Annotated in this window: 24 protein-coding genes; 4 read left to right on the forward strand and 20 right to left on the reverse strand. The window is 66.9% G+C overall.

Annotated elements, in window-relative coordinates; translation table 11 throughout:
* Window positions 1-223: 223 nt before the first annotated feature.
* Window positions 224-409: a hypothetical protein gene (locus tag LRQ07_RS10010; RefSeq protein ID WP_232761695.1), complete on the forward strand. Its 186-nt coding sequence runs from the start codon at window positions 224-226 to the stop codon at window positions 407-409.
* Window positions 410-456: 47 nt separating this feature from the next.
* On the opposite strand, the gene LRQ07_RS10015 is transcribed toward LRQ07_RS10010, so the two are convergent.
* The 8 genes from LRQ07_RS10015 to LRQ07_RS10050 form a co-directional block, all read right to left on the reverse strand.
* Window positions 457-741 carry a hypothetical protein gene (locus LRQ07_RS10015; RefSeq protein ID WP_256534494.1) on the reverse strand — a complete coding sequence of 95 codons (285 nt, stop codon included), beginning with the start codon at window positions 739-741 and terminating at the stop codon, window positions 457-459.
* A 93-nt stretch (window positions 742-834) separates the two neighbouring features.
* On the reverse strand, window positions 835-1842 hold the full coding sequence (locus tag LRQ07_RS10020; protein WP_232761694.1) for an Lrp/AsnC family transcriptional regulator: 1008 nt from the start codon (window positions 1840-1842) through the stop codon (window positions 835-837).
* 23 nt (window positions 1843-1865) lie between these two features.
* Window positions 1866-2765 carry an alpha/beta fold hydrolase gene (locus LRQ07_RS10025; protein ID WP_232761693.1) on the reverse strand — a complete coding sequence of 300 codons (900 nt, stop codon included), beginning with the start codon at window positions 2763-2765 and terminating at the stop codon, window positions 1866-1868.
* 34 nt (window positions 2766-2799) lie between these two features.
* Window positions 2800-3978: a M24 family metallopeptidase gene (locus LRQ07_RS10030; protein ID WP_232761692.1), complete on the reverse strand. Its 1179-nt coding sequence runs from the start codon at window positions 3976-3978 to the stop codon at window positions 2800-2802.
* Window positions 3979-3987: 9 nt separating this feature from the next.
* Window positions 3988-4887 (reverse strand): ABC transporter permease, encoded by a 900-nt coding sequence (locus LRQ07_RS10035; RefSeq protein ID WP_194239255.1) that lies wholly within the window; start codon window positions 4885-4887, stop codon window positions 3988-3990.
* A complete protein-coding gene (locus LRQ07_RS10040; RefSeq protein ID WP_131491221.1) occupies window positions 4884-5846 on the reverse strand; it encodes an ABC transporter permease in 963 nt (320 codons plus the stop codon). Before LRQ07_RS10040 ends, LRQ07_RS10035 begins: the two co-directional genes overlap by 4 nt.
* A gap of 32 nt (window positions 5847-5878) precedes the next feature.
* A complete protein-coding gene (locus LRQ07_RS10045) occupies window positions 5879-7498 on the reverse strand; it encodes an ABC transporter substrate-binding protein (protein WP_256534495.1) in 1620 nt (539 codons plus the stop codon).
* Window positions 7498-8703: a dipeptidase gene (locus LRQ07_RS10050; RefSeq protein WP_256534496.1), complete on the reverse strand. Its 1206-nt coding sequence runs from the start codon at window positions 8701-8703 to the stop codon at window positions 7498-7500. Before LRQ07_RS10050 ends, LRQ07_RS10045 begins: the two co-directional genes overlap by 1 nt.
* A 157-nt stretch (window positions 8704-8860) precedes the next feature.
* On the opposite strand from LRQ07_RS10050, the gene LRQ07_RS10055 reads away from it, so the two are divergent.
* Window positions 8861-10528 (forward strand): dipeptide ABC transporter ATP-binding protein, encoded by a 1668-nt coding sequence (locus LRQ07_RS10055; protein ID WP_256534497.1) that lies wholly within the window; start codon window positions 8861-8863, stop codon window positions 10526-10528.
* 18 nt (window positions 10529-10546) lie between these two features.
* On the opposite strand, the gene LRQ07_RS10060 is transcribed toward LRQ07_RS10055, so the two are convergent.
* The 10 genes from LRQ07_RS10060 to rplU all read right to left on the reverse strand — a co-directional run bounded on the left by LRQ07_RS10060 (window position 10547) and on the right by rplU (window position 17943).
* A complete protein-coding gene (locus tag LRQ07_RS10060) occupies window positions 10547-11236 on the reverse strand; it encodes an SDR family oxidoreductase (protein WP_232761688.1) in 690 nt (229 codons plus the stop codon).
* Between the two features lies 1 nt (window position 11237).
* On the reverse strand, window positions 11238-11618 hold the full coding sequence (rsfS, locus tag LRQ07_RS10065; RefSeq protein WP_047519881.1) for a ribosome silencing factor: 381 nt from the start codon (window positions 11616-11618) through the stop codon (window positions 11238-11240).
* The gene (locus tag LRQ07_RS10070; protein WP_256534498.1) at window positions 11618-12814 is read right to left on the reverse strand and encodes a hypothetical protein; all 1197 of its coding nucleotides are present in this window, start codon (window positions 12812-12814) and stop codon (window positions 11618-11620) included. The genes rsfS and LRQ07_RS10070 overlap by 1 nt, the downstream gene beginning before the upstream one ends.
* Window positions 12811-13416, reverse strand: coding sequence for a nicotinate-nucleotide adenylyltransferase (gene nadD, locus LRQ07_RS10075; protein WP_047519877.1), 606 nt, complete (start codon window positions 13414-13416; stop codon window positions 12811-12813). Before nadD ends, LRQ07_RS10070 begins: the two co-directional genes overlap by 4 nt.
* 6 nt (window positions 13417-13422) lie before the next feature.
* Window positions 13423-13647 carry a hypothetical protein gene (locus LRQ07_RS10080; protein ID WP_047519875.1) on the reverse strand — a complete coding sequence of 75 codons (225 nt, stop codon included), beginning with the start codon at window positions 13645-13647 and terminating at the stop codon, window positions 13423-13425.
* Between the two features lie 65 nt (window positions 13648-13712).
* Window positions 13713-14966 carry a glutamate-5-semialdehyde dehydrogenase gene (locus LRQ07_RS10085; RefSeq protein WP_248540600.1) on the reverse strand — a complete coding sequence of 418 codons (1254 nt, stop codon included), beginning with the start codon at window positions 14964-14966 and terminating at the stop codon, window positions 13713-13715.
* A gap of 9 nt (window positions 14967-14975) precedes the next feature.
* On the reverse strand, window positions 14976-15761 hold the full coding sequence (gene proB / locus LRQ07_RS10090; RefSeq protein WP_256534499.1) for a glutamate 5-kinase: 786 nt from the start codon (window positions 15759-15761) through the stop codon (window positions 14976-14978).
* Window positions 15758-17257, reverse strand: coding sequence for a GTPase ObgE (gene obgE / locus LRQ07_RS10095; protein ID WP_047519869.1), 1500 nt, complete (start codon window positions 17255-17257; stop codon window positions 15758-15760). The genes proB and obgE overlap by 4 nt, the downstream gene beginning before the upstream one ends.
* Window positions 17258-17358: 101 nt before the next feature.
* Complete coding sequence (gene rpmA, locus LRQ07_RS10100; RefSeq protein ID WP_017202370.1) at window positions 17359-17616, reverse strand: 50S ribosomal protein L27; 258 nt, start codon at window positions 17614-17616, stop codon at window positions 17359-17361.
* Between the two features lie 18 nt (window positions 17617-17634).
* A complete protein-coding gene (rplU, locus tag LRQ07_RS10105; protein ID WP_028501602.1) occupies window positions 17635-17943 on the reverse strand; it encodes a 50S ribosomal protein L21 in 309 nt (102 codons plus the stop codon).
* A gap of 249 nt (window positions 17944-18192) precedes the next feature.
* Here rplU and LRQ07_RS10110 point away from each other — a divergent pair, with 249 nt between their 5' ends.
* Window positions 18193-18459, forward strand: a complete 267-nt coding sequence (locus tag LRQ07_RS10110) for a DUF4031 domain-containing protein (RefSeq protein WP_232761685.1) — start codon at window positions 18193-18195, stop codon at window positions 18457-18459.
* Here LRQ07_RS10110 and LRQ07_RS10115 read toward each other — a convergent pair.
* The gene (locus tag LRQ07_RS10115; protein ID WP_256534500.1) at window positions 18424-21039 is read right to left on the reverse strand and encodes an Rne/Rng family ribonuclease; all 2616 of its coding nucleotides are present in this window, start codon (window positions 21037-21039) and stop codon (window positions 18424-18426) included. The two genes, LRQ07_RS10110 and LRQ07_RS10115, sit on opposite strands and share 36 nt — an antisense overlap.
* Window positions 21040-21322: 283 nt before the next feature.
* Here LRQ07_RS10115 and LRQ07_RS10120 point away from each other — a divergent pair, with 283 nt between their 5' ends.
* Entirely contained in the window at window positions 21323-21934 is a 612-nt protein-coding gene (locus LRQ07_RS10120; RefSeq protein WP_256534501.1) for a vitamin K epoxide reductase family protein, read from the forward strand.
* Window positions 21935-22013: 79 nt separating this feature from the next.
* Here LRQ07_RS10120 and ndk read toward each other — a convergent pair whose 3' ends face one another.
* Window positions 22014-22430: a nucleoside-diphosphate kinase gene (gene ndk, locus LRQ07_RS10125; protein ID WP_047524000.1), complete on the reverse strand. Its 417-nt coding sequence runs from the start codon at window positions 22428-22430 to the stop codon at window positions 22014-22016.

The raw sequence follows: 22430 nt of genomic DNA on the forward strand, positions 1-22430 counted from the left end.
GAGCATCACGTCACGAACCAGACAGAAAGGACCAGACTGCACGCAAGCCATGCAGGGGGTCAGGGGTTCGAGTCCCCTCAGGTCCACCGAAAAGCCCCCGGTTCTGCGGGGGCTTTATCCGTTCTCGGAACAGTCCTAGCGCGCGTCCTCACGACCGTCAACCCGGTTCAGCGCGTGCACGGTCCGTCGTATCGTCGACACATCTCGACGAAAGGATGCGATCATGTCGAACCCGATCATTCCCCCGATTCCTCCGATCCCCCACGACGAGGACCGCGAGGGCGCGCCCACCCAGGAAGTCGACGGTGAGCGCGTCCTCGACCCGGACGTGGATGACGCGCTCATCGACAGCGCCGAGGCCGACCGCGTCGCCGCCGGAGCCGACGACGCCGACGACACCGAGGTCTGAAACCGAGGTCTGAAACCGACGGTGTCGACGCGACCCGATCGGAGCCTTTAGGTCGCCAACAGCGGCGGCTGACTGGGGATGGAGATCGGTCGTGTCGCTCGGCTCGATTCACGTAGCCGCTCCACGTCCTCGAGCACCTCGAACACCGTCCCGTAGCGTGTCGCGAGCGGCAGATCGCGCAACCACGTGACCTCAACCTCGGTCTCGGCGAGTTCGTACACGCACGCCACCACGTGACGCGGATCGTTCGGCGAGTAGCGAAGGTCGTTGATCACCCACTCCGACGCCGTGATGCGGTTGAGCATGAAACGCGGATCCGGCAGTTCAGACATGTAGGCCCTCCAGGACTTCCTCTCTGAAGAGAGTGCGCCACACAAGCGTGGCGCGGAAGCCCCTTGACACCGCGCGCCGAGGGTGCCGTCGGCCTATGACCCAGACTCGGCAGACCCCGCCGAGGCGACTTGAGCCCGCCACCACGGTGTCTCGATGAAACCGCGCTTCATGAAGACCAGCTCCATCGCCGCGTTCCAGCCTCTGACGCCCTTGAGGTGCGCGATGGTTCCGGTGAGGAAGTCGTGCAGCGTCTCGGTGCTCGGCAGGATGATCTCGCAGTAGAGCGAATTCTCCTCGAGCGCGGCCGCGAGGAATCGCACGGACACGTGCTGCGCCAGAGTCTGCGCCACGGAAGCGATCCGCGACGGCTCGACCCGCAGGATCAGCAGGGTCTCCGCGCTCATGCCCAACGCCGACGCCGGCACCATGGTCACCGTGGTCAGGCACCCGGCGTTGCGCATGCGCTCATAGCGACGGCGCACACTGCTCTCGTTCATGTCGAGCGTGTCGCCGATCGACTGGAACGACGCGCGTCCGTTGTGGCGAAGCTCCTCCACGATGGCACGATCGGCATCGTCGAAGTGCGTGGGATCGCACGTGTTCGGCGCCGGCATGTACGACTGCGGATCGCTCGCGGCTTCGGCATGGGCGTCATAGAGCTGTCGCCCCCAGTCGAAGCTCACCTTGTAGGTGTGCACGACCAGGTCGCTCCGCCAGCGTTCGACTCCCGGAATGGCCTGCAGATCCGTGAGCACGTGTGCATAGGTCGCCGAGTCGCCGGGGATGACGACCTCCGCGAAGACGTCGAACTTTCCGGTGACCAGGGTCACGAACCGCACGTACGGCGAGCCGATCAGCGCCTGCGCGACGGTCAGTTGCGATCCGGGCGTGCAATTGATCCGCACGAAGAAGGTCTCGACGTGCCCTTCGCTGCCCAGGGTCGGCACGATGCCCACCCGGACCAGCCCTTCGGCGAGCAGTTGCTGTCCGCGACGGGTCACAGTGGAGACGGGGGCCCCCGCGAACTCCGCGATCGACGTCCAGCTCGCCCGGCCGTCCTGCTGCAGAGCGACGACGATCCGTCGATCGAGATCGCTCACTTCCCTCGTCAGGTGAACGCTGCTCATCGGGTCGGCGGGTACACCCGGTGCAGGAACGAGCGCACGGTCTTCGTCCACGCCTCTGCCTCCTCGATCTGCGGGGAGTGCCCCGATTTCTCGAACACCACCATCTCGGAGTCCGGGATGAGATCGGCGATCGTCTGGCTACACGATACTGGCGTGATCCAGTCCGTCCGCCCCACCGTGATGAGTGTCGGCACACCGATCTCCGGCAGCCGCGGCTTGAGATCGTAGTTCGGGAGGTTCACCGAGAAGGCGTAGTTGTGCGCGCGATAGCGATACGGCGTCGCCTGCACTTTGCGTTCGGTGGCCTCCGGGTCGTAGACGAAGTCGTACAACGGGAGGATCTCGCGCCAGCAGTCCTTCAGGTCCTCGTCGTCGTACACCTGCCCGACGTCGATGCGGTCGAACTTCTCCATGTCGATCGTGACGCGGTCAGAGGCCAGGGCGTTCTCGCGCGCGAGGTGCGCGTTGGAGTTGTCGGGCGACGTATCGCGCAGCACGATCGCGGCCACGCGCTCCGGATACCGCAGGGCGTATTCCATCGCCATGAACCCACCGTAGGAGCCACCCGCCATCACGATCTTCTCGGCACCGATCCACTCCCGCAGCCCGTCGATGTCCGCAGCCCACTGTTCATGGCTGTAGATCCCCTCGCCCTCGCTCACCCCGCTGCCGCGTGCATCGAACACCACGACGCGGTACTCGTCGGCGAGGCGGCCGAAGCTGGCGCGCGGTTCGGCGCGCGACCCGAGCCCCGGTGCGCCGTGATGGGTGATGATGACCGGCGCACCCTCAGGGCCGAGTACCTCGACGGCCAGGTGGTTTCCGTTGATCTCGACCCATTCGTGGTCACTGGTGGCTGCGGCGAACTCCGGGGACACCGGCGGGGTGGTCGTCATGGTTCTCTGTCTCTCTCTCTCGAAATCCGGGGCGTCAGAGCGCGATGGTGCAGTCGTCGAGGCTGCGGGGGAAGGAGGTCAACGGCTCGGCACCGGTGTCGGTCACGAGCATGCTGTCGCTGATGCGGTATCCGGCATGCCCCGGAACGTAGATGCCGGGCTCATTCGAGACGACCATGCCCGCTTCCAACAGCGTGGGATCGCCGTCCTCCAGCCACGGAGCCTCGTGCATGCCGAGGCCGATTCCGTGTCCCTGGCGGTGGCGGATGAACTCGCCCAGACCCGCATCGCGGATCACGTCGAGGCACAGCCGGTTCGCCTCACGGCATTCGAGCCCGGCGCGGATGGTCTCGCGTCCACGCAACTGGGCCGCATGGATCGTGTCGTGATAGCGGCGTTGCTCCGCTGTGGGCTCGCCCAGCACGAAGGTGCGCTCGCCTTCGATGAAGCGACCACCGACTGCGCATCCCAGCGACAGCATGAAGGTGTCGCCGGCTTTGAGGCGGTTGACCGACGGAAGACCGTGGGGGAACGCGGAGTTCGCGCCCGAATAGACGAGCCCACCGGCGAGCAGCGAGGCCACCACCACGTTGTGATGCTCGGCGTACATGATGCCGGCGCCTGCCGCGGTGACGTGACGTTCGAGCTCAGCCTCGGTCGGCAGGTCGCCCCCGGCGCCGATGGCCTCCGTCACCAGCGCCACACCGGCGTCGAGCATCCGATCGGTGATGCGAGCGGCTTCGCGGTGGAGCACGACTTCTTCGGGGAACTTCACATAGCGGGTGCGGGTGACCAGGTCCGACCCGACGAGGTCTGCACCGGGCATCGCTTCCCGTGCAGCCGCGAGTCGTGAATACGGCATGGTGGAGGTGAATCCCACCCGGCCCCGCGGTGTGACCGCGCGGGCCAGCACCTCGAACGGTGCGACGACTCCGGGGAACTCGAAGAACGAGACCAGCTCCGCCCGGGAGGACTGGGACTGGGCGTACTCGCGCTCGAGCTCCGGCAGCAGCATGACGACCCTGCCCGTCGCTTCGAGCCAGACCGCCACGGGGCGCTCGGACGGGTGGTGGAAGAAGCCGGTGAGATACGCGATGTCCTCCGGGCTGTCGGTGAGGAACGCGTCGAAGCCTTCCTCGGCCATGCGCTCGCGCACGCGTGTCTGCACACGGTCGAAGAACTCGGGTGAGAGTCGCTGGTCGAACTCGGTCATCACAGGCTCCTATCGGGCGAGGTGGCGCGGGTTGCGCGCGTCGTTGTAGGCGATCGAGAGCAGCGTGGCCGAGAGCACCAGGATCAGGATCGCGATCGAGGGGAAGAGCGTCAGCCACCAGGCGCTCACCATGGCACCGGCCTGCTGCGCTTCGTAGAGGATGCGCCCCCAGGACCAGGTGGTCGGATCCCCGAGGCCCAGGAAGGCGAGTCCCGCCGCCGAGAGCACCGCCCGTGACGCCGTCACGACCACCGAGACCACGACAACCGGGGTCACGGCGGGGAGGATGTGTTTCGTGATGATCCAGACCGGCGAGGTGGTCATCAGGCGCGAGGCATCGACGTAGGGCAGCCCGACGACGGTCAGCGCCTGTGAACGCACGAGACGGGTCACTTCGGGCCACGAGAACGCCGCGACGACGAAGATGATCGTCGACGTGCTCGGCCCCACGAGCGCGGCGATGAGGATCATGAGCGGCAGCACCGGCAGCGAAAGCGTCATGTCGACGATCACGCTGATGACACTGTCGAGCTTGCGGAAGTAGGCGCCGAGCACGGCGATGATCGTGCCGAAGACGATCGCGATCAGTGAGGCGGCGACCGCGACGAGCACGCTCTGCTGCGTGCCCCAGATCACTTCGGAGAACACGTCGCGCCCGAGGGCGTCGGTGCCGAACCAATGGTCGCCGCTCGGCGGCCGCAGCACGTCGGGGCCGTAACTGGCCGGATAGGGCGCGATCAGCGGAGCAGCGAGCGCGACGATGACGAGCAGGATCAGAAGGCCGAGTGAGATCATCCCGAGCGGGTCACGGCGGAACGCGCGCCAGGTGTGCGCGCTCGCCCGTTCGCTGCCCGTGGCGGTCGGTTCGCTCGGTGCGAGGGTCTCGGAGGAGGGCATCGGAGCGGTCATGAGGTCTTCACTCTCGGGTCCAGGTAGCCGTAGATGATGTCGGTGATCGTGTTCGCGACCACGACGGTGATCGCGAGCATGAGGAAGGCCCCTTGCAGCACGGGGAAGTCGAGCTGGGTGACCGCCTCGTAGATACCACGGCCGATACCGGGGTAGGCGAAGACGGTCTCGGTGAGCACCGCTCCCCCGACCAGGAATCCGAGCTGCAGGCCGATCAGCGTGGTCGTGGGAAGCAGCGCATTGCGCAGCGCGTGCTTCCAGAGAATGCGGCTGCCGCGGATGCCGTTCGCCTTGGCCAGGAGGATGTAGTCCTCCCCGAGCGTCTCGATGAGCGTCGACCGCATGGTGAGCACGTAGGAGCCGACTTGGATGAGCATGAGTGACACCGCGGGGAGGACGAGGTGCTGCGCGACGCTGAGGTACCAATCGAACCCGTAGGTGTTGTTGGTGTACGCACCGCCGATCGGGAACCAGCCGAGGTTCAGCCCGAACACGAACAGCAGGAGGATCGCGACACTGGGGACGAACAGCGACTGTCCCGTGACACCGACGACCTGCACGGCCCTGTCGATGAACCGTCCCTTGTGGGAGGCGGCGGCGACACCGAGCGGCACGCCGATGACGATCGTGAGTACCAAGGCTGTGACGGTCAGGAGCAGCGTCCACGGCAGCCGTTGCAGGAGCACGTCGGTCACCGGGATCGACTGCGTGAACGAGATTCCGAGGTTGCCCTGCAACAGCTGCCACATGTAGAGCCCGTATTGCACGATCAAGGGCTGGTCCAGCCCGTACTGCTCGAGGATGGTCGCCCGGATGTCGTCCGTCATGTTCGGGCTCGCCAGCGCCAGCGCCGGATCGCCGGGAAGCAGACGCAGGAGCAGGAACGTCACGGTCACGGCGAACCAGATCGTGAGCAGACCTCGACCTGCGCGACGGAGAATGAACGATGCTCGGGACACCCGGGCGACCTTCCTCGAGAGTGCAGTGGTGGTTACTCGACCGGGTACGCGCTCGCGAGCGAGAGCGGGTTCACGATCGAGAGCAGTTCGCTCGGCTTCGAGATGAAGCCGGCCCATTTATCGCTGGCCGCGAAGAACAGATTCTGCGTGTACATGATGTTGTCGAAGACCTGCTCGTGCACGATCTTGTTCGCCTCGCGCATGATGGAGATCTTCTCGTCTTCATCGAAGGTGACCATGCCCTCCTCGATCAGCGCGTTGAGGTCGGGGTCGTCCACGTGGGTGTAGTTGATCGCTCCGCCGGGGAGGTACGAGAGCGCGAAGTTCGTCACCGGGTCGTCCATGATGGCGAAGTTGCCCGCATAGATGTCGTAGTCCCCCTCATTGGTCATCGAGAGGTAGGTGTTGCGTTCCGTGCCCTGCAGCTCGATCGTGATGCCGGCCTCCGCCGCGCTGTCCTTCACCATCTGCGCCCACTGGCTGGTCACGCTGTCCTGCAGCGAGTAGATCAGCCGGAACGAGAGGGGGAACTTCCCGCTCGCGTCCGCCGTGTAGCCGGCCTTCTCCATGAGGGAGCGCGACTTCTCAGGATCGAACTCGTACTCCTTCACCGAGTCGTCGTAGTACTTCGCGAGCACCGGCATCAGCGCACTCGAACCCGTCGAGACGGCCTGCCCCTGGAGCACAACGGTGCGGATCGCGTCGTAGTCGACCGCGTGGGCGAGCGCCTGGCGCACCTCGGTCTTCGCGAGATCGGGCTTGTCCATGTTGTAGACCAGGTGGGCGTACCCGAGTCCCGGCGCCTCGATGACCTGCAAGCCGTCGGTGCTGCTGAGCTGCTCGACTTGCGCCGGCGGCAACGCGTTCGCGATCACGTCGATCTCGCCGCTCTGCAGCGCCAGGATCTCGGTGTTCACGTCGGGATACACGCGGTACACCACCTCTGCGGGTCCGGGCACTCCACCCTCGACGAGCGGGTAGTCCTCCACGCGCTCCAGGGTGTAGTGCTGGCCGACCTGGAAGTCGCTCATGATGAACGGCCCCATGCCGACCCAGCCGCCGTCGCTGCCGTCGTTCGCGAACTCCGCGATCGACCCCTGCGGCTCGAACACGTGCTGCGGAACGACGACACCCCAGAACCCGATCTCCTCGATGATCGACGAGTCCGGCTGGGTGAGCGAGAGCTCGACCCTCGTGTCCGATACAGCGGTCGCGGTGTCGAGGTTGCCCAGCTGTCCGTAGAACGTGCCGGGTGCCTGGTCGCGTTTGACGGCGTTGAGCGTCCACGCGACGTCCTCGGCGGTCAGGGGCTCGCCGTCGCTCCAGGTCAGGTCGTCGCGGATCTCGTAGAAGCCGGTGGTGTCATCCACGTAGCCCCAGTCGGTGGCGACATGCGCCTCCTTGGTGCCGTCGTCACTGATGCTCAGCAGATGCGGATACATCAGGTTCGTGATCCACGAGTCCGTGCGGCTGTTGCCGAGGACCGGATTGAAGTTCACGACGTCCGTCGTCGTGCCGATGCTGATCGTCTCCTCGCTGGGGCCGGAGGAGCCGGACGACTCCCCCGGTTCCGGCGCAGACGGGGCGCACGCGGCGAGACCGACGGCGAGAGCCGCGGCCGCACCGAGGGCGAGGAACTTGCTGTACTTCATCAGACCCAGACCTCCTCGAGTACGCGCAGGGTGTTCCCTCCGACGACGGCGCGAATCTCGTCGTCGGAGTAGTCGTGCTTCACGAGCCAGCCGATGATGTTGTAGAAGGCCTCGGCCGGGTTCTCGATGCCGTCGACGTACGGCTGCTTCTCGTAGTCGACGTTGGCGTGCGCCTGGCCGAGCGACAGGTTCGACGAGAACGCGTCGTGCAGGCCCACGTGATCGCCGAACAGCGTGTCGGGACCGAAGCTGACGTGCTCGAGGCCCACCAGGTCGACGCAGTACTGGAAGTGATCCATGACCGACTCCAGCGAGTGCTGCGGGTGCTGGGGCGAGATCGTCGTGTGCGGGGCCGCCTCGATACCGATCACGCCGCCGCGCTTCGCGCACTCGATGATCGTCTCATCGGTCTTCATGCGGTTCGTCGGCCACAGCCCGCGCGCACCGGCATGTGTGATGAACACCGGCTTGGTGGAGTGGGCGATCACGTCGAGACACGTCTGGTCTCCCGAGTGGGAGATGTCGATCGCGATGCCGAGCTTGTTCATCCGCTCGACGGCGCGCTCGCCGAAGTACGTCAGACCGCCGTCGCCGCGCTCCTTGAGCCCACCGCCGAGCATGTTCGCCTCGGAATAGGCGATGCCCATCTGACGCACGCCGAAGCCATAGAGGACGTCGAGGCGGTCGACCTCGTTCTCGATCATCGTCGAGGCCTCGAGAGCGAAGATGTGTGCGACACGGCCGGTCTCTGCGGCGTGACGGATGTCCTTGATCGACTCGGCCTTGATCACGAAGTCCTGGTGCGCGAGGTCGGCCATGCGCACACCGAGGTCGAACAGCACGTCCTGGTACTTCCATCCGGCGTCACTGGAGATGCAGCAGGTGCCGTCCATGCCGTTGTCGAACACGGCCGTGAGACCCGAGCGGGCCAGGCCCTGGTAGGCGGTGGGTTCGCGGCCCTGGCGGATGTGGTCGCGCAGCTCGCCCATGTCCTCGGGGAACACCTGCACATGCTCGTGCAGGGAGATCACGGTCTCCTCGCGGAGCAGACGCTCGGTTCGTTCCTGCTGGGCGTCGTTCAGCCCGAGGTCATACGCCGGCACGCGGCCGATCTGCGGGGCGTAGCGGAACTCGCGGTAGTCCTTGCCGGCTTCGAGATAGTCGTACGCGGTGTAGCCGGTATACCGGCCAGCTTGTTCGAGCACGAATGCGCTCCTTCGGTTCGATGATGCGGGTGCCACTCCCGATCGACGAGCGGGAGATTCCTCGAATCTGGAGGATTTCGGCACAGAAGTCAACCCTGGTGATTATCTTCGGCTGAAATGTTTCCTGTTCGAAACATTTCAGAGCCAGGATGCTGGCATGATGGCATCCATGGAGAACACATCCGCCCCCCAGAACGCCGTGGTCCTGGACGTGAAGGGCCTCACCGTCACCCTCACCGGCGAGGGACGCCGACACCGCGTGGTCGACGACATCGACGTCGTCGTGCGACGTGGAGAGGTGTTCGCGCTGCTCGGCGAGTCGGGCTCGGGCAAGTCGATGACCGCACGCGCGATCATGGGGCTCCTCGACGACGGAGATGTCGAGGCGTCGACCATGTCGCTGAGCGGGACCGACCTCCTCTCCCTTTCCGCCGAGCAGCATCGACGCCTGCGTGGCGTGCGCATCAGCCTGGTCATGCAGGATGCCCTTTCCGCTTTGAACCCGGTCCTCAGCATCGGCGACCAGATCATCGACCTCCTCCGCGCTCATCGCAGCATCGGCCGCCGCGCTGCCGAAGCACGCGCGGTCGAGCTGCTGACCCTCGTCGGTATCCCCACCCCCGACAAGCGCGTGCACGACTATCCGCACCAGTTCTCCGGCGGTCAGCGCCAGCGCATCCTGATCGCCATGGCGATCGCACTGGATCCTGATCTCATCATCGCGGATGAACCGACGACCGCGCTCGATGTGACGGTGCAGGCACAGATCCTCGATCTGCTGCTCTCCTTGCGTGAGCGGCTGGGGATGGGCATCCTGCTCATCACGCACGATCTCGGCGTGGTGATGGAGGTCGCCGATCAGGTCGCGGTCATGCGCACGGGACGCATTGTGGAATCAGGGTCCGCCGATGAGGTGCTGACGAAACCTCAGCACCCGTACACGGCGCAGTTGCTGAACTCGATGCCGCGCGATGTGAGCGCCGCCGCAGATGACGACGGTGGCGCCCCCATCCTCGAAGGACGTGGCCTGGAGCGCACGTTCCGCTCGGGCAGTGGTCGCCGCGCGCATCGCGTCGCCGCGGTCGCCGGCGTCGATCTCGAGCTCCGACAGGGCGAGATCCTGGCGGTCGTCGGCGAATCAGGCAGTGGCAAGTCCACACTGGCGCGCATGCTCGTGGGGCTGGATTCCCCCGACGCGGGCACCCTGCGCTACCGCGATCAGGACGTGACCAAGGGACGACTGCGCGACCGGAAGATCCTGCGACGCGGAGTGCAGATGGTGTTCCAAGACCCGTACCTGTCGCTGAATCCGCGGATGACCGTGCAGCAGATCATCGCAGAACCACTCGCCGCCACTCATGCCGGAACACCGGCGACCCGACGTGCGCGAGTCGCAGAGCTGCTCGAACTCGTGGGCCTGACTCCGGAGATGGGCTCGCGATTCCCCCACCAGTTCTCGGGCGGTCAACGTCAGCGGATCGGTATCGCGAGGGCGCTCGCCCTCGACCCCGACGTCCTGGTGTGCGACGAACCGGTGTCTGCACTGGATGTCTCGATCCGCGCGCAGATCATCGACCTGCTGTGCGACCTGCGTGAACGGCTGGGCATGTCGATCGTCTTCATCGCACACGACCTCTCGCTCGTGCGTCATATCGCCGATCGCGTCGCGGTGATGTACCTGGGCAACCTGGTCGAGATCGGAGACACAGAAGAGGTCTACCGTCGTCCCGAGCACCCGTACACGCGGTCGCTCCTTTCGGCGATCCCCCCGCAGACGCGCGCCGATCGCGGCATGCTCGCCCGTCGCACACGGCTGACGGCCTGAGCCCAACCCGGCGCCGGGTCAGCGGCCCGGTCGCACCGTGAGGTCGGTGATCTCCGCGTCGCGCGGGAGGTCGAGTGCGGTCAGGATCGTCGTGGCGACGGACTCCGGCGTGATGAAACGCTCGGCATCGTAGTCCTGCCCCTCCTGCTGATGCACGCGCTCCTGCATCGGGGTGGCCGTGCGCCCCGGGTAGATCGACGTGACGCGAACGCCGTGCTGCGCCTCTTCGGCCCGCAGCGCATCAGCGAGAGCGCGGAGCCCATGCTTCGACGCCGCATAGGCGGACCAGCCGGCGTGGGCGCGGAGTCCCGCACCGGAGTTCACGAACACGATCTGTCCCTGCGACACACGGAGGACCGGAAGCAGGAGACGTGTGAGCTCGGCGGGCGCGACGAGGTTCACCGCGAGCTGCTGCTCCCAGAGCGCGGGCGGCAGGTCGGCCACCGCGCCGAGATCGACGACTCCGGCGACATGGATCAGTGAGTCGATGCGATCCGGGAGCTGCTGCTTCGAGAGCGCCCACGACAGACGGCCCGGTTGCGCGAGGTCGCCGACGAGCACACGAACACCCGGTAGCGCCTCCGCGACCTCCCGGGCACGCCCGGCGTCGCGCACGAGGGCGACCACGTCATCCCCGCGATCTCGAAGACGACGGACGAGGACCGCTCCGATGCCGGACCCTGCACCGGTGATGAGGTGCGTGGGCATGTCAGCTGGCGTCTGCGGCGGGCTCGACCACGTCGATCGGAACGACGGGGCAATCCTTCCAGAGACGCTCGAGGCCGTAATACACGCGCTCTTCCTGGTGGAAGACGTGCACGATCAGGTCTCCGAAGTCCAGCAGGACCCACCGGGCCTCCGCACGACCCTCGCGACGGACACGCTTGTGCCCCGACTCGATCAGTCGGTCTTCGATCTCATCGGCAATTGCGGCGACGTTCCGCTCGCTGTTCCCGGTGACGAGAAGGAAGATGTCGACGAGCGGGAGGGGCTCGGAGACGTTGAGCGCGACGAGGTCCTCACCGCCCTTGTCGACGGCGGCTTGTGCTGCGAGGCGCAGCATCTCTTCGGCAGTTTCAGGTGATTGCATCAAATCAATTTCGTGGTGAAGGCGATGACGAGAACGACGCCGATCGCGAGGGCGAGGCCGCCGGCGATGATGGCGAGGGTCACCATCAGTCGGTTCCCCTTCTCGGGGGCAGGAGGTCGGATGACCTCACCCGCGGGCTTGATGGTGCTGATCGCCGAACTCGCGGCGATCGGTGTGGGCGAGGACGCCGGCGGGAGCTCCCCGTCGATGAGGACCGCGTCGATGTCCTTGCCATCGGTCGTTCCGAGTGCATGTCCTTGAGAGCCCATGCCCTGCGGGAGCTCATAAGACCCGGTGACCAGGATCTCGCCCGTGGATGCGACGGGCCCCGAGAGCGAACCCTCCCCCGGCGACGGGGTGAAGATCAGAGCGTTCGGAGCGGAGTGCTGCGAACCGGTGGAGTCGCCGACGGCGAGCAGTTCGTCGAACGACGGACGGAACGGCGCATGTGCATCGGAGGCATCCGCAAGGATTCCCTCCCCAAACGCGGAGTTGACCGTGGGACGCTCCTCGATGGGTTCGTCGTCAGCACCCACATCGGCCAAGACGTCCTCATCGGCCGCCTGCTCGTCGCTGTCGGTCGTAAGACCGAGCACGGCTTCGACGTCCTCGCTCACAGGCTCTTCGGCCGGTTCTTCCGTGGTTTCGGCTTCGGCTTCGAGGGGGACCTCGCCCACGGCATCAGCCGCGACGGACGCACTGACCGGCGCCACGGCGACCTCGTCGTCCACATCATCGTCGTCGGCGTCGCCGGGCTCTTCGTTCACGGAGATGAAGGTCGGGATCCCCGAGACGATCTCCGCCGGCTCGTCCGCACCGGCCGCCGTCTCAGACGGCTCTTCGACTTCGGCCTCTTCCGTGACCTCCGCCTCGACGACGGGCACCGACGCGGTCCGGACCTTCTCGAGCTCACGCGCTTGGCGCCGGGTCAGCGGGGCTTCACCGCGCTTCGCCTCGACGCTGCCGCCCTCGTCGGCGTCGGGGGCCGACCGCGGTGCCGCGTCCGGTTCCGCCGCGGCGGACTCTCCGACCTCTGCGGGTGCGACGACAGGCGGCAGCGGCGGCGCGGGCGGTGCCGCTTCGGCCGCCGCAGCGGCTTCCTCCGAGGAGATCACCGGGGTGGAACCCGTCAACCGGATCTCTCGCAACTGCTTGCGCGTCAGCGGACCCTGCCCCTGCTGATCCGATGTACTCATGCCTTGCTCCGATACAGATGATGCTTCGCGATGTACTGTACGACCCCATCAGGGACCAGATACCAGACCGGCTGATCGTCGCGAACGCGTTCACGGCAGTCCGTCGACGAGATCGACAGCGCCGGCACTTCCAGTTGGCTGACGTTGTCGCTCGGGAGGCCGTCTGTGCTCAGGACATGTCCTGGCCGAGAGACCGCGACGAAGTGGGCCAACTCCCACAACTCATCATGGTCCCTCCAACTGAGAATTTGCGCCACGGCATCCGCGCCGGTGATGAAGAAGAGCTCCGCATCCGGCCGATCCTTCTTCAGGTCACGCAGCGTGTCGATCGTGTAGGTCGGGCCCTCACGGTCGACGTCGACCCTGCTCACGGTGAACTGCGGGTTCGAAGCGGTGGCGATCACGGTCATCAGGTAGCGGTGTTCGCTCGGCGAGACGCCCGACTTCTGCCACGGGTGCCCGGTGGGGACGAAGACGACCTCATCGAGGCCGAAGGAGTTCGCGACCTCGCTCGCTGCGACCAGGTGGCCGTGATGGATGGGGTCGAACGTACCGCCCATCACGCCGATGCGCGGGGTGCGCGGGGTCGCAGCGTCGCTCATGGGGGCCTAGTGGCCGTGTCCCGCCTCGTGGCCGTCCTTGCCGTGCTTCGCCGCCCAGGCCTCCGCCTTCGCCGAGTGCCGGTTGGCGACGTTCTTGTAAGACAGGGTCACCAGCGCGAGGAAGGCGAACACGATCGCGGCGATGACTCCGAAGATCACCGTTTCGAGCGCGACGTTGCCGTGGTGCTCGGTTTCGGCAGCGGCCATCGCGATCTGTGCGACGAGGTTCATCCTGACTCCGTTTCGTGGCGTGCTGTTCGGGATCCTGTGAGGTACAGCGTCTCCCAGTCTAGCGCTCAGCCGCGGGTCTGCCCCGATCCACGCGCAAGCCATTTCGTGCTGGTCAGTTCGGCGAGGCCCATCGGTCCGCGCGCATGCAGCTTCTGGGTCGAGATGCCGACTTCCGCGCCGAAACCGAACTCGCCGCCATCGGTGAAACGGGTGGAGGCATTCACCATCACGACAGCCGAGTCCACCTCCGCGAGGAAGCGTTCCGCGTTGCGTGAGTCCGTCGTGATGATGGACTCGGTATGACCTGTGCTGTACCGACGGATGTGGTCGAGTGCCTCGTCGAGCGAGTCCACCACCTTCATCGCGATATCGAGGCTCAGGTACTCGGTGGCCCAGTCCTCCTCCGTGGCGGGGATCACATTCGACATGAGACCTGCCACCACGTCGTCACCGTGGATCGCGACCCCCTCACTCTGCAGGGCGCTGGCCACCAGCGGCACGAGCCGCGGCGCCGCCTGTCGATGCACGAGCACCGTCTCCACCGCGTTGCACACGCTCGGCCGCTGCACCTTGGCGTTCACGACGATGTCGCGCGCCCACTCGTCAGGGGCGGTCTCGTCGAGCACGATGTGCACGTTGCCCGCTCCCGTCTCGATGACCGGCACGGTGGACTCCGTCACGACCGCCTCGATCAGGCCGGCGCTCCCCCGCGGGATCAGGACGTCGATGAACCCACGACCGTGCATGAGGGCCTTCGCTCCGTCGCGCCCGAAGTCGTCGACGGTCTGGATCGCCTCCGCCGTGAGTCCTGCCCGCTCGATCGCTCCGCGCATGACCTCGACGAGCACCGTGTTGGACTCGCGTGCGGCACTGCCACCTCGCAGCACCACGGCATTTCCGGAGCGGAGTGCGAGCGCGGCGATGTCGACGGTCACGTTGGGACGCGCCTCATAGATCGCGCCGACCACCCCGAACGGCACCCGCACCTGTTCGAGGGCCACCCCGTTGGGCATCCGGTGTCCGCCCACCACACGGCCGACCGGGTCGGGCAGCGAGGCGACCTCGCGCACGGCCGCGGCCAACGCGGCGACGCGCTTCTCATCGAGGCGCAGACGATCGATCAACGACTCCCCGATACCGTCCGCACGGCCACGTTCGATGTCGCGACCGTTCGCTTCGATGATGCGCGGCGCAGCTTCCTGGAGCGCGACGGCGATCGCTTCGAGCACCCGGGCCTTGTCGTCGCTCGTGAGGGCCGCGGTGGCTCGGGAGGCCTCTTTGGCGCGCTCGAGGCGCACCTGCGGGGTCTGGTCGGTCATCCGCCCAGTTTAGGAGGTGGCGGGTTCGAACCAGGTTCCTATTTCCGCACCGGAGAGTGCCTGATCCACCAGGTCGGCGCTGGTGACGAGGACGCCGATACCCGAGGCCGCGGCGAGGCGCGCTGCCGAGACCTTGGTGGCGGCGCCGCCGGTGCCGACGCTGTTGACCACGGTCGATCCGAATTCCAGTCCGGCGAGGTCGGCGTCAGGCGCGACGATGTCGATCGGCTCGGCGTCGGGGTCCGTCGGAGGCTTCGTGTATAGCGACTCGATGTCGCTGAGCAGGATGAGCGCGTCCGCCTCGATCAACTGGGCGACCAGGGCGCCGAGGCGGTCGTTGTCTCCGAACCGGATCTCCTGCGTGGCGACCGTGTCGTTCTCGTTCACGATCGGGAGGGTGCGCAGTCCGAGCAGGCGTTCCATCGCACGTCGCGCGTTGGAGCGCGAGGTGGGGTTCTCGAGGTCACCGGTCGTCAGGAGCACTTGTCCCGCGACGATGTCGAACGGGCGCAGCGATTCCTGGTACCGATACAGGAGGATGTTCTGCCCCACGGCCGCCGCGGCCTGCTGCGTCGCGAGGTCGGTGGGGCGGGCGTCCAGCCGGAGGAACGGGATCCCGGACGCGATCGCCCCGGACGACACCAGCACCACCTCAGCACCGCGCGCATGGGCAGCGGCCAAGGCCTCGACGATGACGGGGATCCGCCACGACGAGTCACCGCTGATCGACGACGAGCCGACTTTGACGACGATGCGGGACGCGGTCGCGAGATCCGCGCGGGTTCGTGCGGTCACTCGCCATCCTCGCGGTATGCGGCGAGACGCTGCGCTTCCACCTCGGCACGCGCTTCCGCCTTGGCGTCCATGCGCTCGTAGTACTGCTCGCGGCGCTCCGACGTCGTCCGACGAGCGTTGGGGGCGAGGCGAGGGTCTGTTCCACGGGGAGCACTCATCAGCTCCGCGGCAGAGGACATGGTGGGCTCCCAGTCGAAGACGATGCTGTCGCCCTCGCCGATCACCACGGTCGAGCCCTGGACCGCGCCGAGGCGGAAGAGCTCATCCTCGACACCGAGCTTCTCCAGACGGTCGGCGAGGTATCCCACGGCCTCCTCGTTCTGGAAGTCGGTCTGCTGCACCCACCGCACCGGCTTCTCCCCCAGGATGCGGTACACGTTGCCGTACGTGCCGCCCTCGACACGGATGGAGAAGTCCTTCTTGGAGCCGCGCGGGCGGATGACCACGCGCTCCGGCGGCGTCTCGACCGCCGCTTCTGCGCGGTGCTTCTCGACGAGCTCACCCAGTGCGAAGGTGAGCGGACGCAGTCCCTCATGCGAGACCGTGGAGATCTCGAACACCCGGAACCCGCGGGCCTCGAGGTCGGGACGCACCAGCTCAGCGAGATCGCGGGCTTCGGGGACGTCGACCTTGTTCAGAGCGACGAACTGCGGCCGCTCGAGCAGGGGGGTCTGCCCTTCGGGAACCTCGTAGGCGCCGAGCTCGGCGAGGATAACATCGAGATCCGAGATCGGGTCGCGTCCGGGCTCCAGCGTGGCGCAATCGAGCACGTGCAGCAGCGCGGAGCACCGCTCGACGTGACGGAGGAACTCGAGACCGAGTCCGCGCCCCTCGCTCGCGCCCTCGATGAGACCGGGCACGTCGGCGACCGTGTAGCGGAAGTCGCCGACCTGGACGACTCCGAGGTTCGGGTGGAGCGTCGTGAACGGGTATTCGGCGATCTTCGGGCGGGCCGCGGAGATGGCACCGATCAGGCTCGACTTGCCCGCGGACGGGTACCCGACGAGAGCGATGTCGGCGACCGTCTTCAGCTCGAGGACGACGTCGCCCTCATAGCCGGGAGTGCCGAGCAGGGCGAAGCCGGGAGCCTTGCGCTTCGGGGTGGCCAGCGCAGCGTTGCCGAGTCCGCCCATTCCCCCCTTGGCGACCACGAAACGTTCGCCGGGGATGATCATGTCGATCAGGACGTCACCTGCGGTGTTCTTCACCACGGTGCCGACCGGGACGGGGAGCTCGAGCGTCTCGCCCAGGAATCCGGATCGGTGATCGCCCATACCGGGGCCGCCGTTGCCGGAGGAGCGGTGCGGCGAGTGGTGGTAGGAGAGCAGCGTGCCGGTCTGCGGGTCGGCCACGAGGACGACGTCACCGCCGTCACCGCCGTTGCCGCCATCCGGGCCGCCCAGCGGCTTGAACTTCTCGCGGTGCACGGAGACGCAGCCGTTGCCGCCCTTACCCGCACGAAGGTGCAGTGTGACGGTATCGACGAACGTGACCATGTCCTGGTTCCCCTGAGTTCCTGTGTTGTTTCGGTGTGCAGATACACGGACGGGGCGAGCCGAAGCCCGCCCCGAACCGGATGACTAGTGTCGCGCTGAGATCACTCAGCTGCAGCGACGATGTTGACGACCTTGCGGCCGCCCTTCGCGCCGAACTCGACCGCGCCTGCGGCCAGAGCGAACAGCGTGTCGTCGCCACCACGGCCGACGTTGACGCCGGGGTGGAAGTGCGTGCCGCGCTGACGGACGATGATCTCGCCGGCGAGAACCTGCTGACCGCCGAAGCGCTTCACGCCGAGGCGCTGAGCGTTGGAGTCACGACCGTTACGGGTTGAGCTTGCGCCCTTTTTATGTGCCATGTCCTAGTCCCCTCGGGCTTACTTGATGCCGGTGATCTTGACGCGCGTGAGCTCCTGGCGGTGGCCCTGACGCTTCTTGTAGCCGGTCTTGTTCTTGTACTTCTGGATGATGATCTTCGGGCCGCGGAGGTTGCCGATGACCTCAGCCGTGACCTTGACCTTCGCCAGCGAGTCAGCGTCGGTGGTCACCGTGGCGCCGTCGACGAGCAGCACAGCGGCCAGCTCGATCTTCTCGCCCTGGGCAGCCTTGACACGGTCGAGCTGAACGATCGTGCCGACCTCGACCTTCTCCTGCCGCCCACCGGCGCGCACTACTGCGTAAACCACTTCATACCTTGTTTCGTTGGGGAGCACTTCGGCTCCGAGAATGTCACGGGAAGACTGTTGCTTGCATGCGTCGCAGGACGACGGGCGCGAACGCAAGGCTCTCCGCCTCAACCGACGAGGAAGACGCGGCATACGCACCAAGGGACTACTTTACCGGATGCGGGTCGGTGTCGCAAAGCCACGCCGACTCCGGCGGTTCTCGCTCGCGTTCAGCGTCCCGACCCGACGGCACGGTCGTAGGCTGACCAGGTGACCGTGCTCGTCGACTCCCCCCTCTGGCCCGCTCACGGACGCCTGTGGGCGCATCTGGTGAGCGATGAGAGCCTCGATGAGCTGCACGACTTCGCGAGGGCGCACGACGTCCCCGCGCGCGCCTTCGACCTCGATCACTACGACGTGCCGCAGGAGATGATCCCCCGACTCGTCGCCGCCGGCGCCCAGCAGGTGCAGGGCAAGGAGCTGGTGCGCCGGCTGATCGCGTCAGGACTCCGAGTCCGCGCCCGCGACCGGCGCTGACGGCTCGGAGTTCACCGACACCGGGGTGCCGGTCAGCGCCGCCGTGCTCACCCGACGGCGTCCTCGACCCTGCCCCGGAGCCTTCGGCTCGGGAAGCGCATCGAGCACCGAATCGAGAAGCTCTTCCGCAGGACTCTTGGGCCCCTTGCGATCCCCGCCGCGCTTCTTGCGTGCCTTCTTGGGGCGCTCCGCCGCCGCAGGTGCCTCGTCCGCTGCGACCGGCGCCGGCGTCTCCGCCGTCCCGTCCGCGGCGGGAGCGATGGTCGACGCCGCGATCTGAGCCAGCGCGGACTTCGCGCCCTCAGTGATGCTGTGGGTGACGTGCGGGGCCGCCGGAGCACTCTGGCTCTGACCGTTCCCGCCGTTGCCGCCGCGCTGGCGACGACCGCCCTGACCGTTTCCGTTGCTACCGCCGTTGCTGTTGCCCGAGCGGTGCTTCACGACCGGATCATGATGCACGATGACGCCGCGGCCGGCGCAGACCTCGCACGCCTCGCTGAAGGTCTCGAGCAGGCCCAGACCGAGCTTCTTGCGGGTCATCTGCACCAGACCGAGCGAGGTCACCTCGGCGACCTGGTGCTTCGTCCGGTCACGGCTCAGGCACTCGATCAGACGACGGAGCACGAGGTCACGGTTGGATTCCAGCACCATGTCGATGAAGTCGACCACGATGATGCCGCCGATGTCGCGCAGCCGCAGCTGGCGGACGATCTCCTCGGCCGCCTCGAGGTTGTTCTTGGTGACCGTCTCCTCGAGGTTTCCCCCCGAGCCGACGAACTTGCCGGTGTTGACGTCGACGACCGTCATGGCCTCGGTCCGGTCGATCACGAGCGACCCACCCGAGGGCAGCCACACCTTGCGGTCGAGGGCCTTCTCGATCTGCTCCGTGATGCGGAAGGCATCGAACGGGTCCGTCTCGTCTTCGTACGCCTCGACCCGCTCGAGCAGGTCGGGAGCGACGCTCTCCAGGTAGGCGCGGATCGTCTGCTGCGCGTCCTCCCCCTGGATCAGCATCTTCGTGAAGTCCTCGTTGAAGACGTCACGCACGATCTTGACGAGCAGGTCCGGCTCGGCGTGCAGGAGCGCAGGCGCCTGCTGGCTCTCGACCTGCTTCTGGATGTGCTCCCACTGCGAGGTGAGACGCTGCACGTCGCGCGTGAGCTGGTCTTCGGTCGCTCCCTCGGCCGCGGTGCGGACGATCACGCCGGAGGACTCGGGGAGGACCTCCTTGAGGATGCGCTTGAGGCGCGCCCTCTCGTTGTCGGGGAGCTTCCGGCTGATGCCGTTCATCGACCCGCCGGGGACGTACACGAGGTAGCGGCCGGGGAGGGAGATCTGGCTCGTCAGGCGCGCACCCTTGTGTCCGACCGGATCCTTCGTGACCTGCACGAGCACACGGTCGCCCGGCTTCAGTGCGAGCTCGATGCGCCGCGGCTGATTGCCCGTCTCGACGCCGTCCCAGTCGACCTCACCCGAGTAGAGCACGGCGTTGCGACCACGACCGATGTCGACGAATGCAGCCTCCATGCTCGGGAGCACGTTCTGGACACGACCCAGGTACACATTGCCGATCAGCGACGCATCCTGGTTGCGGGCGACGTAGTGCTCGACGAGGACGCCGTCTTCCAGCACACCGATCTGCGTGCGACCGTTCTTGGAGCGCACGACCATCTTGCGGTCGACGGACTCGCGGCGCGCGAGGAATTCGGCCTCGGTCACGACCGGACGACGACGGCCGGCGTCGCGCCCATCGCGGCGGCGCTGCTTCTTCGCCTCGAGACGGGTCGAACCCTTGATGGCCTTCGGCTCCGTGATGTACTCGACGACACGCTGACGCTGGCGCGGCTCGTCGCGCTGGTCATCCCCGTCCGAGCCGCCACGACGGCGACGTCCGCGACCGCGCGGCGCGGACTCGTCTTGCGGCTGATCGCGGTCGGCGATGCGGTCGAAGACGCGCTCACGACCGGGACGCGCCGGCAGCGGCACGACCTCCGGAGCGTAGAAGTGCAGCTGGGTGGAGACCTGCGAGACGAAGACCTCTGGCAGCAGTCCCAGCGACACAGCGGTCACCGGAGCCGGCGCCTCGGGAGCAGCAGCCTCGGGGGCAGCTGTCTCGGCGGCAGCAGCGGGCGCTTCCTCGACAGGGGGCTCGTCCGTCGAGGGCTTCTCCTCCGCCGGCTCCGTCTTCGCAACCTGCTCATCGGCAGCGGCCTCGGCCACGGCACTCTCGCCAGCGTCGGAGGAGCTCTCGGAGTCAGTGCTCTCGGAGTCAGTGCTCTCGGAGTCAGTGCCCTCACGTGCCTCGTCGTGATCGGCGGCGTCGCGTGCGACCGCGTCCGCCGCGTCATCGGCGGCGGCTGCAGCGTCCTCGGCGGCGGCGTACCCTGCGGCGACATCGTCCGCGGCAGCGTCCGCGGCGGCATCGGCTGCGTCGGCGGCGGCCTCCGTTGCCGCGGCGTCGTCGCCCGAAGACCCGGTGAGCTCGTCGGCCTCCGGAGCAGCAGGCTCCGTCAGCGCATCCGCGGCGTCAGCCGGGAGATCGAGGGCAGGTACGTTGTTGTCATTGTTCTCATCGGCCATCTCTGGCTTACTCCCTGCACGGAGCACTGGGTGCTCCATGAAATCTCATGCGGTACCCGCGGGTTCCGCGAACTCACTCGGTGTGCGACCGGCTCATGGCTCTGATCGCGTGGGGCATAGGACCCCGAAGTCTGCGTCGACGCGTGTCGCGGCGGGGCCGTTCATCGCGTCACAGGCCATTATCGCACCAAGTGGCCCCGTTCATGGCATCAGGTCGTGACCAGCGCGTTTTCTCCGGCCTGTTGTCGTCCTATCCATAGCCGCCGCTGAGATAATCGCCCGTATGAGCGAGCAGCGCACCCGCCCCGTCTTCTATGCCGTGTGGTTGATCATCGCGAGCGTCATCGGGTGGTTCGCCGCTTTCGAGCTGACCGTCGAGAAGTTCGCACTGCTGGAGAACCCGAAGGAAGCCCTCGCCTGCGACTTGAGCCCCTTCATCCAGTGCAGCACGAACCTGGAGTCGTGGCAGGGATCGGTCTTCGGCTTCCCCAATCCGATCATGGGCCTCACCGGATGGATGGCGCCCCTGGTGGTGGGCGTCGCGATCCTCGCCGGCGCACGGTTCCCCCGCTGGTTCTGGGCGGCGTTCGGATTCGGCATCACGTTCGCCTTCGGCCTCGTGTGCTGGCTCATCGGCCAGAGCCTCTACGACCTTTTCGTCCTCTGCCCTTGGTGCATGGTCACGTGGGCGGTCACGATCCCCACCTTCTTCGCGACGATGGTCCATCTGACCCGCAACGGCACGTTCACCCGGAACGAGAAGGTCATGGCCCGCGCCGACACGCTCATGCCGTGGGTGCCGCTTGCCACGATCGTCGCCTATGCGCTGATCATCCTCCTCGCACAGCTCCAGGGGCTCGACTTCCTGGGCGAGATGAGCAGGATCCTCTTCTGATCCGCGGTCTCCGCAGACGAGAAGCCCGCCCGCCGAGATCCGGCGGGCGGGCTTTTCGTCGGCGTGCGGGCGGACGGACTCAGTCGAACCAGATGCCGAGCTCGCGTGCAGCCGACTCGGGGCTGTCCGAACCGTGCACGAGGTTCTGCTGCACGGGGAGTCCCCAGTCGCGGCCGAAGTCTCCGCGGATCGTGCCGGGCGCGGCGGTCGTCGGGTCGGTGGTTCCCGCGAGCGAACGGAATCCTTCGATCACCCGGTTGCCCGCGAGGCGGATCGCGACGGACGGGCCGGAGAGCATGAACTCGAGCAGCGGCTCGTAGAACGGCTTGCCCTCGTGCTCGGCGTAGTGCTCGGCGAGAAGGTCGCGGTCGGGCTCCACCAGGCGGATGTCGACGAGGGCGTACCCCTTCGCCTCGATGCGGGCGAGGATCGCGCCGGTGAGGCCGCGGGCGACGCCATCGGGCTTGACGAGGACGAGGGTTTCTTCGGTGGCCAT

This window comes from Microbacterium sp. J1-1 (assembly GCF_024498615.1).
GTDB lineage: Bacteria > Actinomycetota > Actinomycetes > Actinomycetales > Microbacteriaceae > Microbacterium > Microbacterium aurugineum.

Bases quoted from the DNA above. Each gene is read 5' to 3' on its own strand.
- rsfS (WP_047519881.1), bottom strand. From the start codon at position 11,618: ATGCAATCACCTGAAACTGCCGAAGAGATGCTGCGCCTCGCAGCACAA.
- LRQ07_RS10025 (WP_232761693.1), bottom strand. From the start codon at position 2,765: ATGACGACCACCCCGCCGGTGTCCCCGGAGTTCGCCGCAGCCACCAGT.
- ndk (WP_047524000.1), bottom strand. From the start codon at position 22,430: ATGGCCACCGAAGAAACCCTCGTCCTCGTCAAGCCCGATGGCGTCGCC.
- LRQ07_RS10080 (WP_047519875.1), bottom strand. From the start codon at position 13,647: ATGAACCTCGTCGCACAGATCGCGATGGCCGCTGCCGAAACCGAGCAC.
- LRQ07_RS10055 (WP_256534497.1), top strand. From the start codon at position 8,861: ATGATGGCATCCATGGAGAACACATCCGCCCCCCAGAACGCCGTGGTC.
- LRQ07_RS10070 (WP_256534498.1), bottom strand. From the start codon at position 12,814: ATGAGTACATCGGATCAGCAGGGGCAGGGTCCGCTGACGCGCAAGCAG.
- LRQ07_RS10115 (WP_256534500.1), bottom strand. From the start codon at position 21,039: ATGGCCGATGAGAACAATGACAACAACGTACCTGCCCTCGATCTCCCG.
- obgE (WP_047519869.1), bottom strand. From the start codon at position 17,257: ATGGTCACGTTCGTCGATACCGTCACACTGCACCTTCGTGCGGGTAAG.
- LRQ07_RS10060 (WP_232761688.1), bottom strand. From the start codon at position 11,236: ATGCCCACGCACCTCATCACCGGTGCAGGGTCCGGCATCGGAGCGGTC.
- LRQ07_RS10035 (WP_194239255.1), bottom strand. From the start codon at position 4,887: ATGACCGCTCCGATGCCCTCCTCCGAGACCCTCGCACCGAGCGAACCG.
- LRQ07_RS10010 (WP_232761695.1), top strand. From the start codon at position 224: ATGTCGAACCCGATCATTCCCCCGATTCCTCCGATCCCCCACGACGAG.
- LRQ07_RS10030 (WP_232761692.1), bottom strand. From the start codon at position 3,978: ATGACCGAGTTCGACCAGCGACTCTCACCCGAGTTCTTCGACCGTGTG.
- nadD (WP_047519877.1), bottom strand. From the start codon at position 13,416: ATGAGCGACGCTGCGACCCCGCGCACCCCGCGCATCGGCGTGATGGGC.
- LRQ07_RS10120 (WP_256534501.1), top strand. From the start codon at position 21,323: ATGAGCGAGCAGCGCACCCGCCCCGTCTTCTATGCCGTGTGGTTGATC.
- LRQ07_RS10085 (WP_248540600.1), bottom strand. From the start codon at position 14,966: ATGACCGACCAGACCCCGCAGGTGCGCCTCGAGCGCGCCAAAGAGGCC.
- LRQ07_RS10045 (WP_256534495.1), bottom strand. From the start codon at position 7,498: ATGAAGTACAGCAAGTTCCTCGCCCTCGGTGCGGCCGCGGCTCTCGCC.
- LRQ07_RS10015 (WP_256534494.1), bottom strand. From the start codon at position 741: ATGTCTGAACTGCCGGATCCGCGTTTCATGCTCAACCGCATCACGGCG.
- rpmA (WP_017202370.1), bottom strand. From the start codon at position 17,616: ATGGCACATAAAAAGGGCGCAAGCTCAACCCGTAACGGTCGTGACTCC.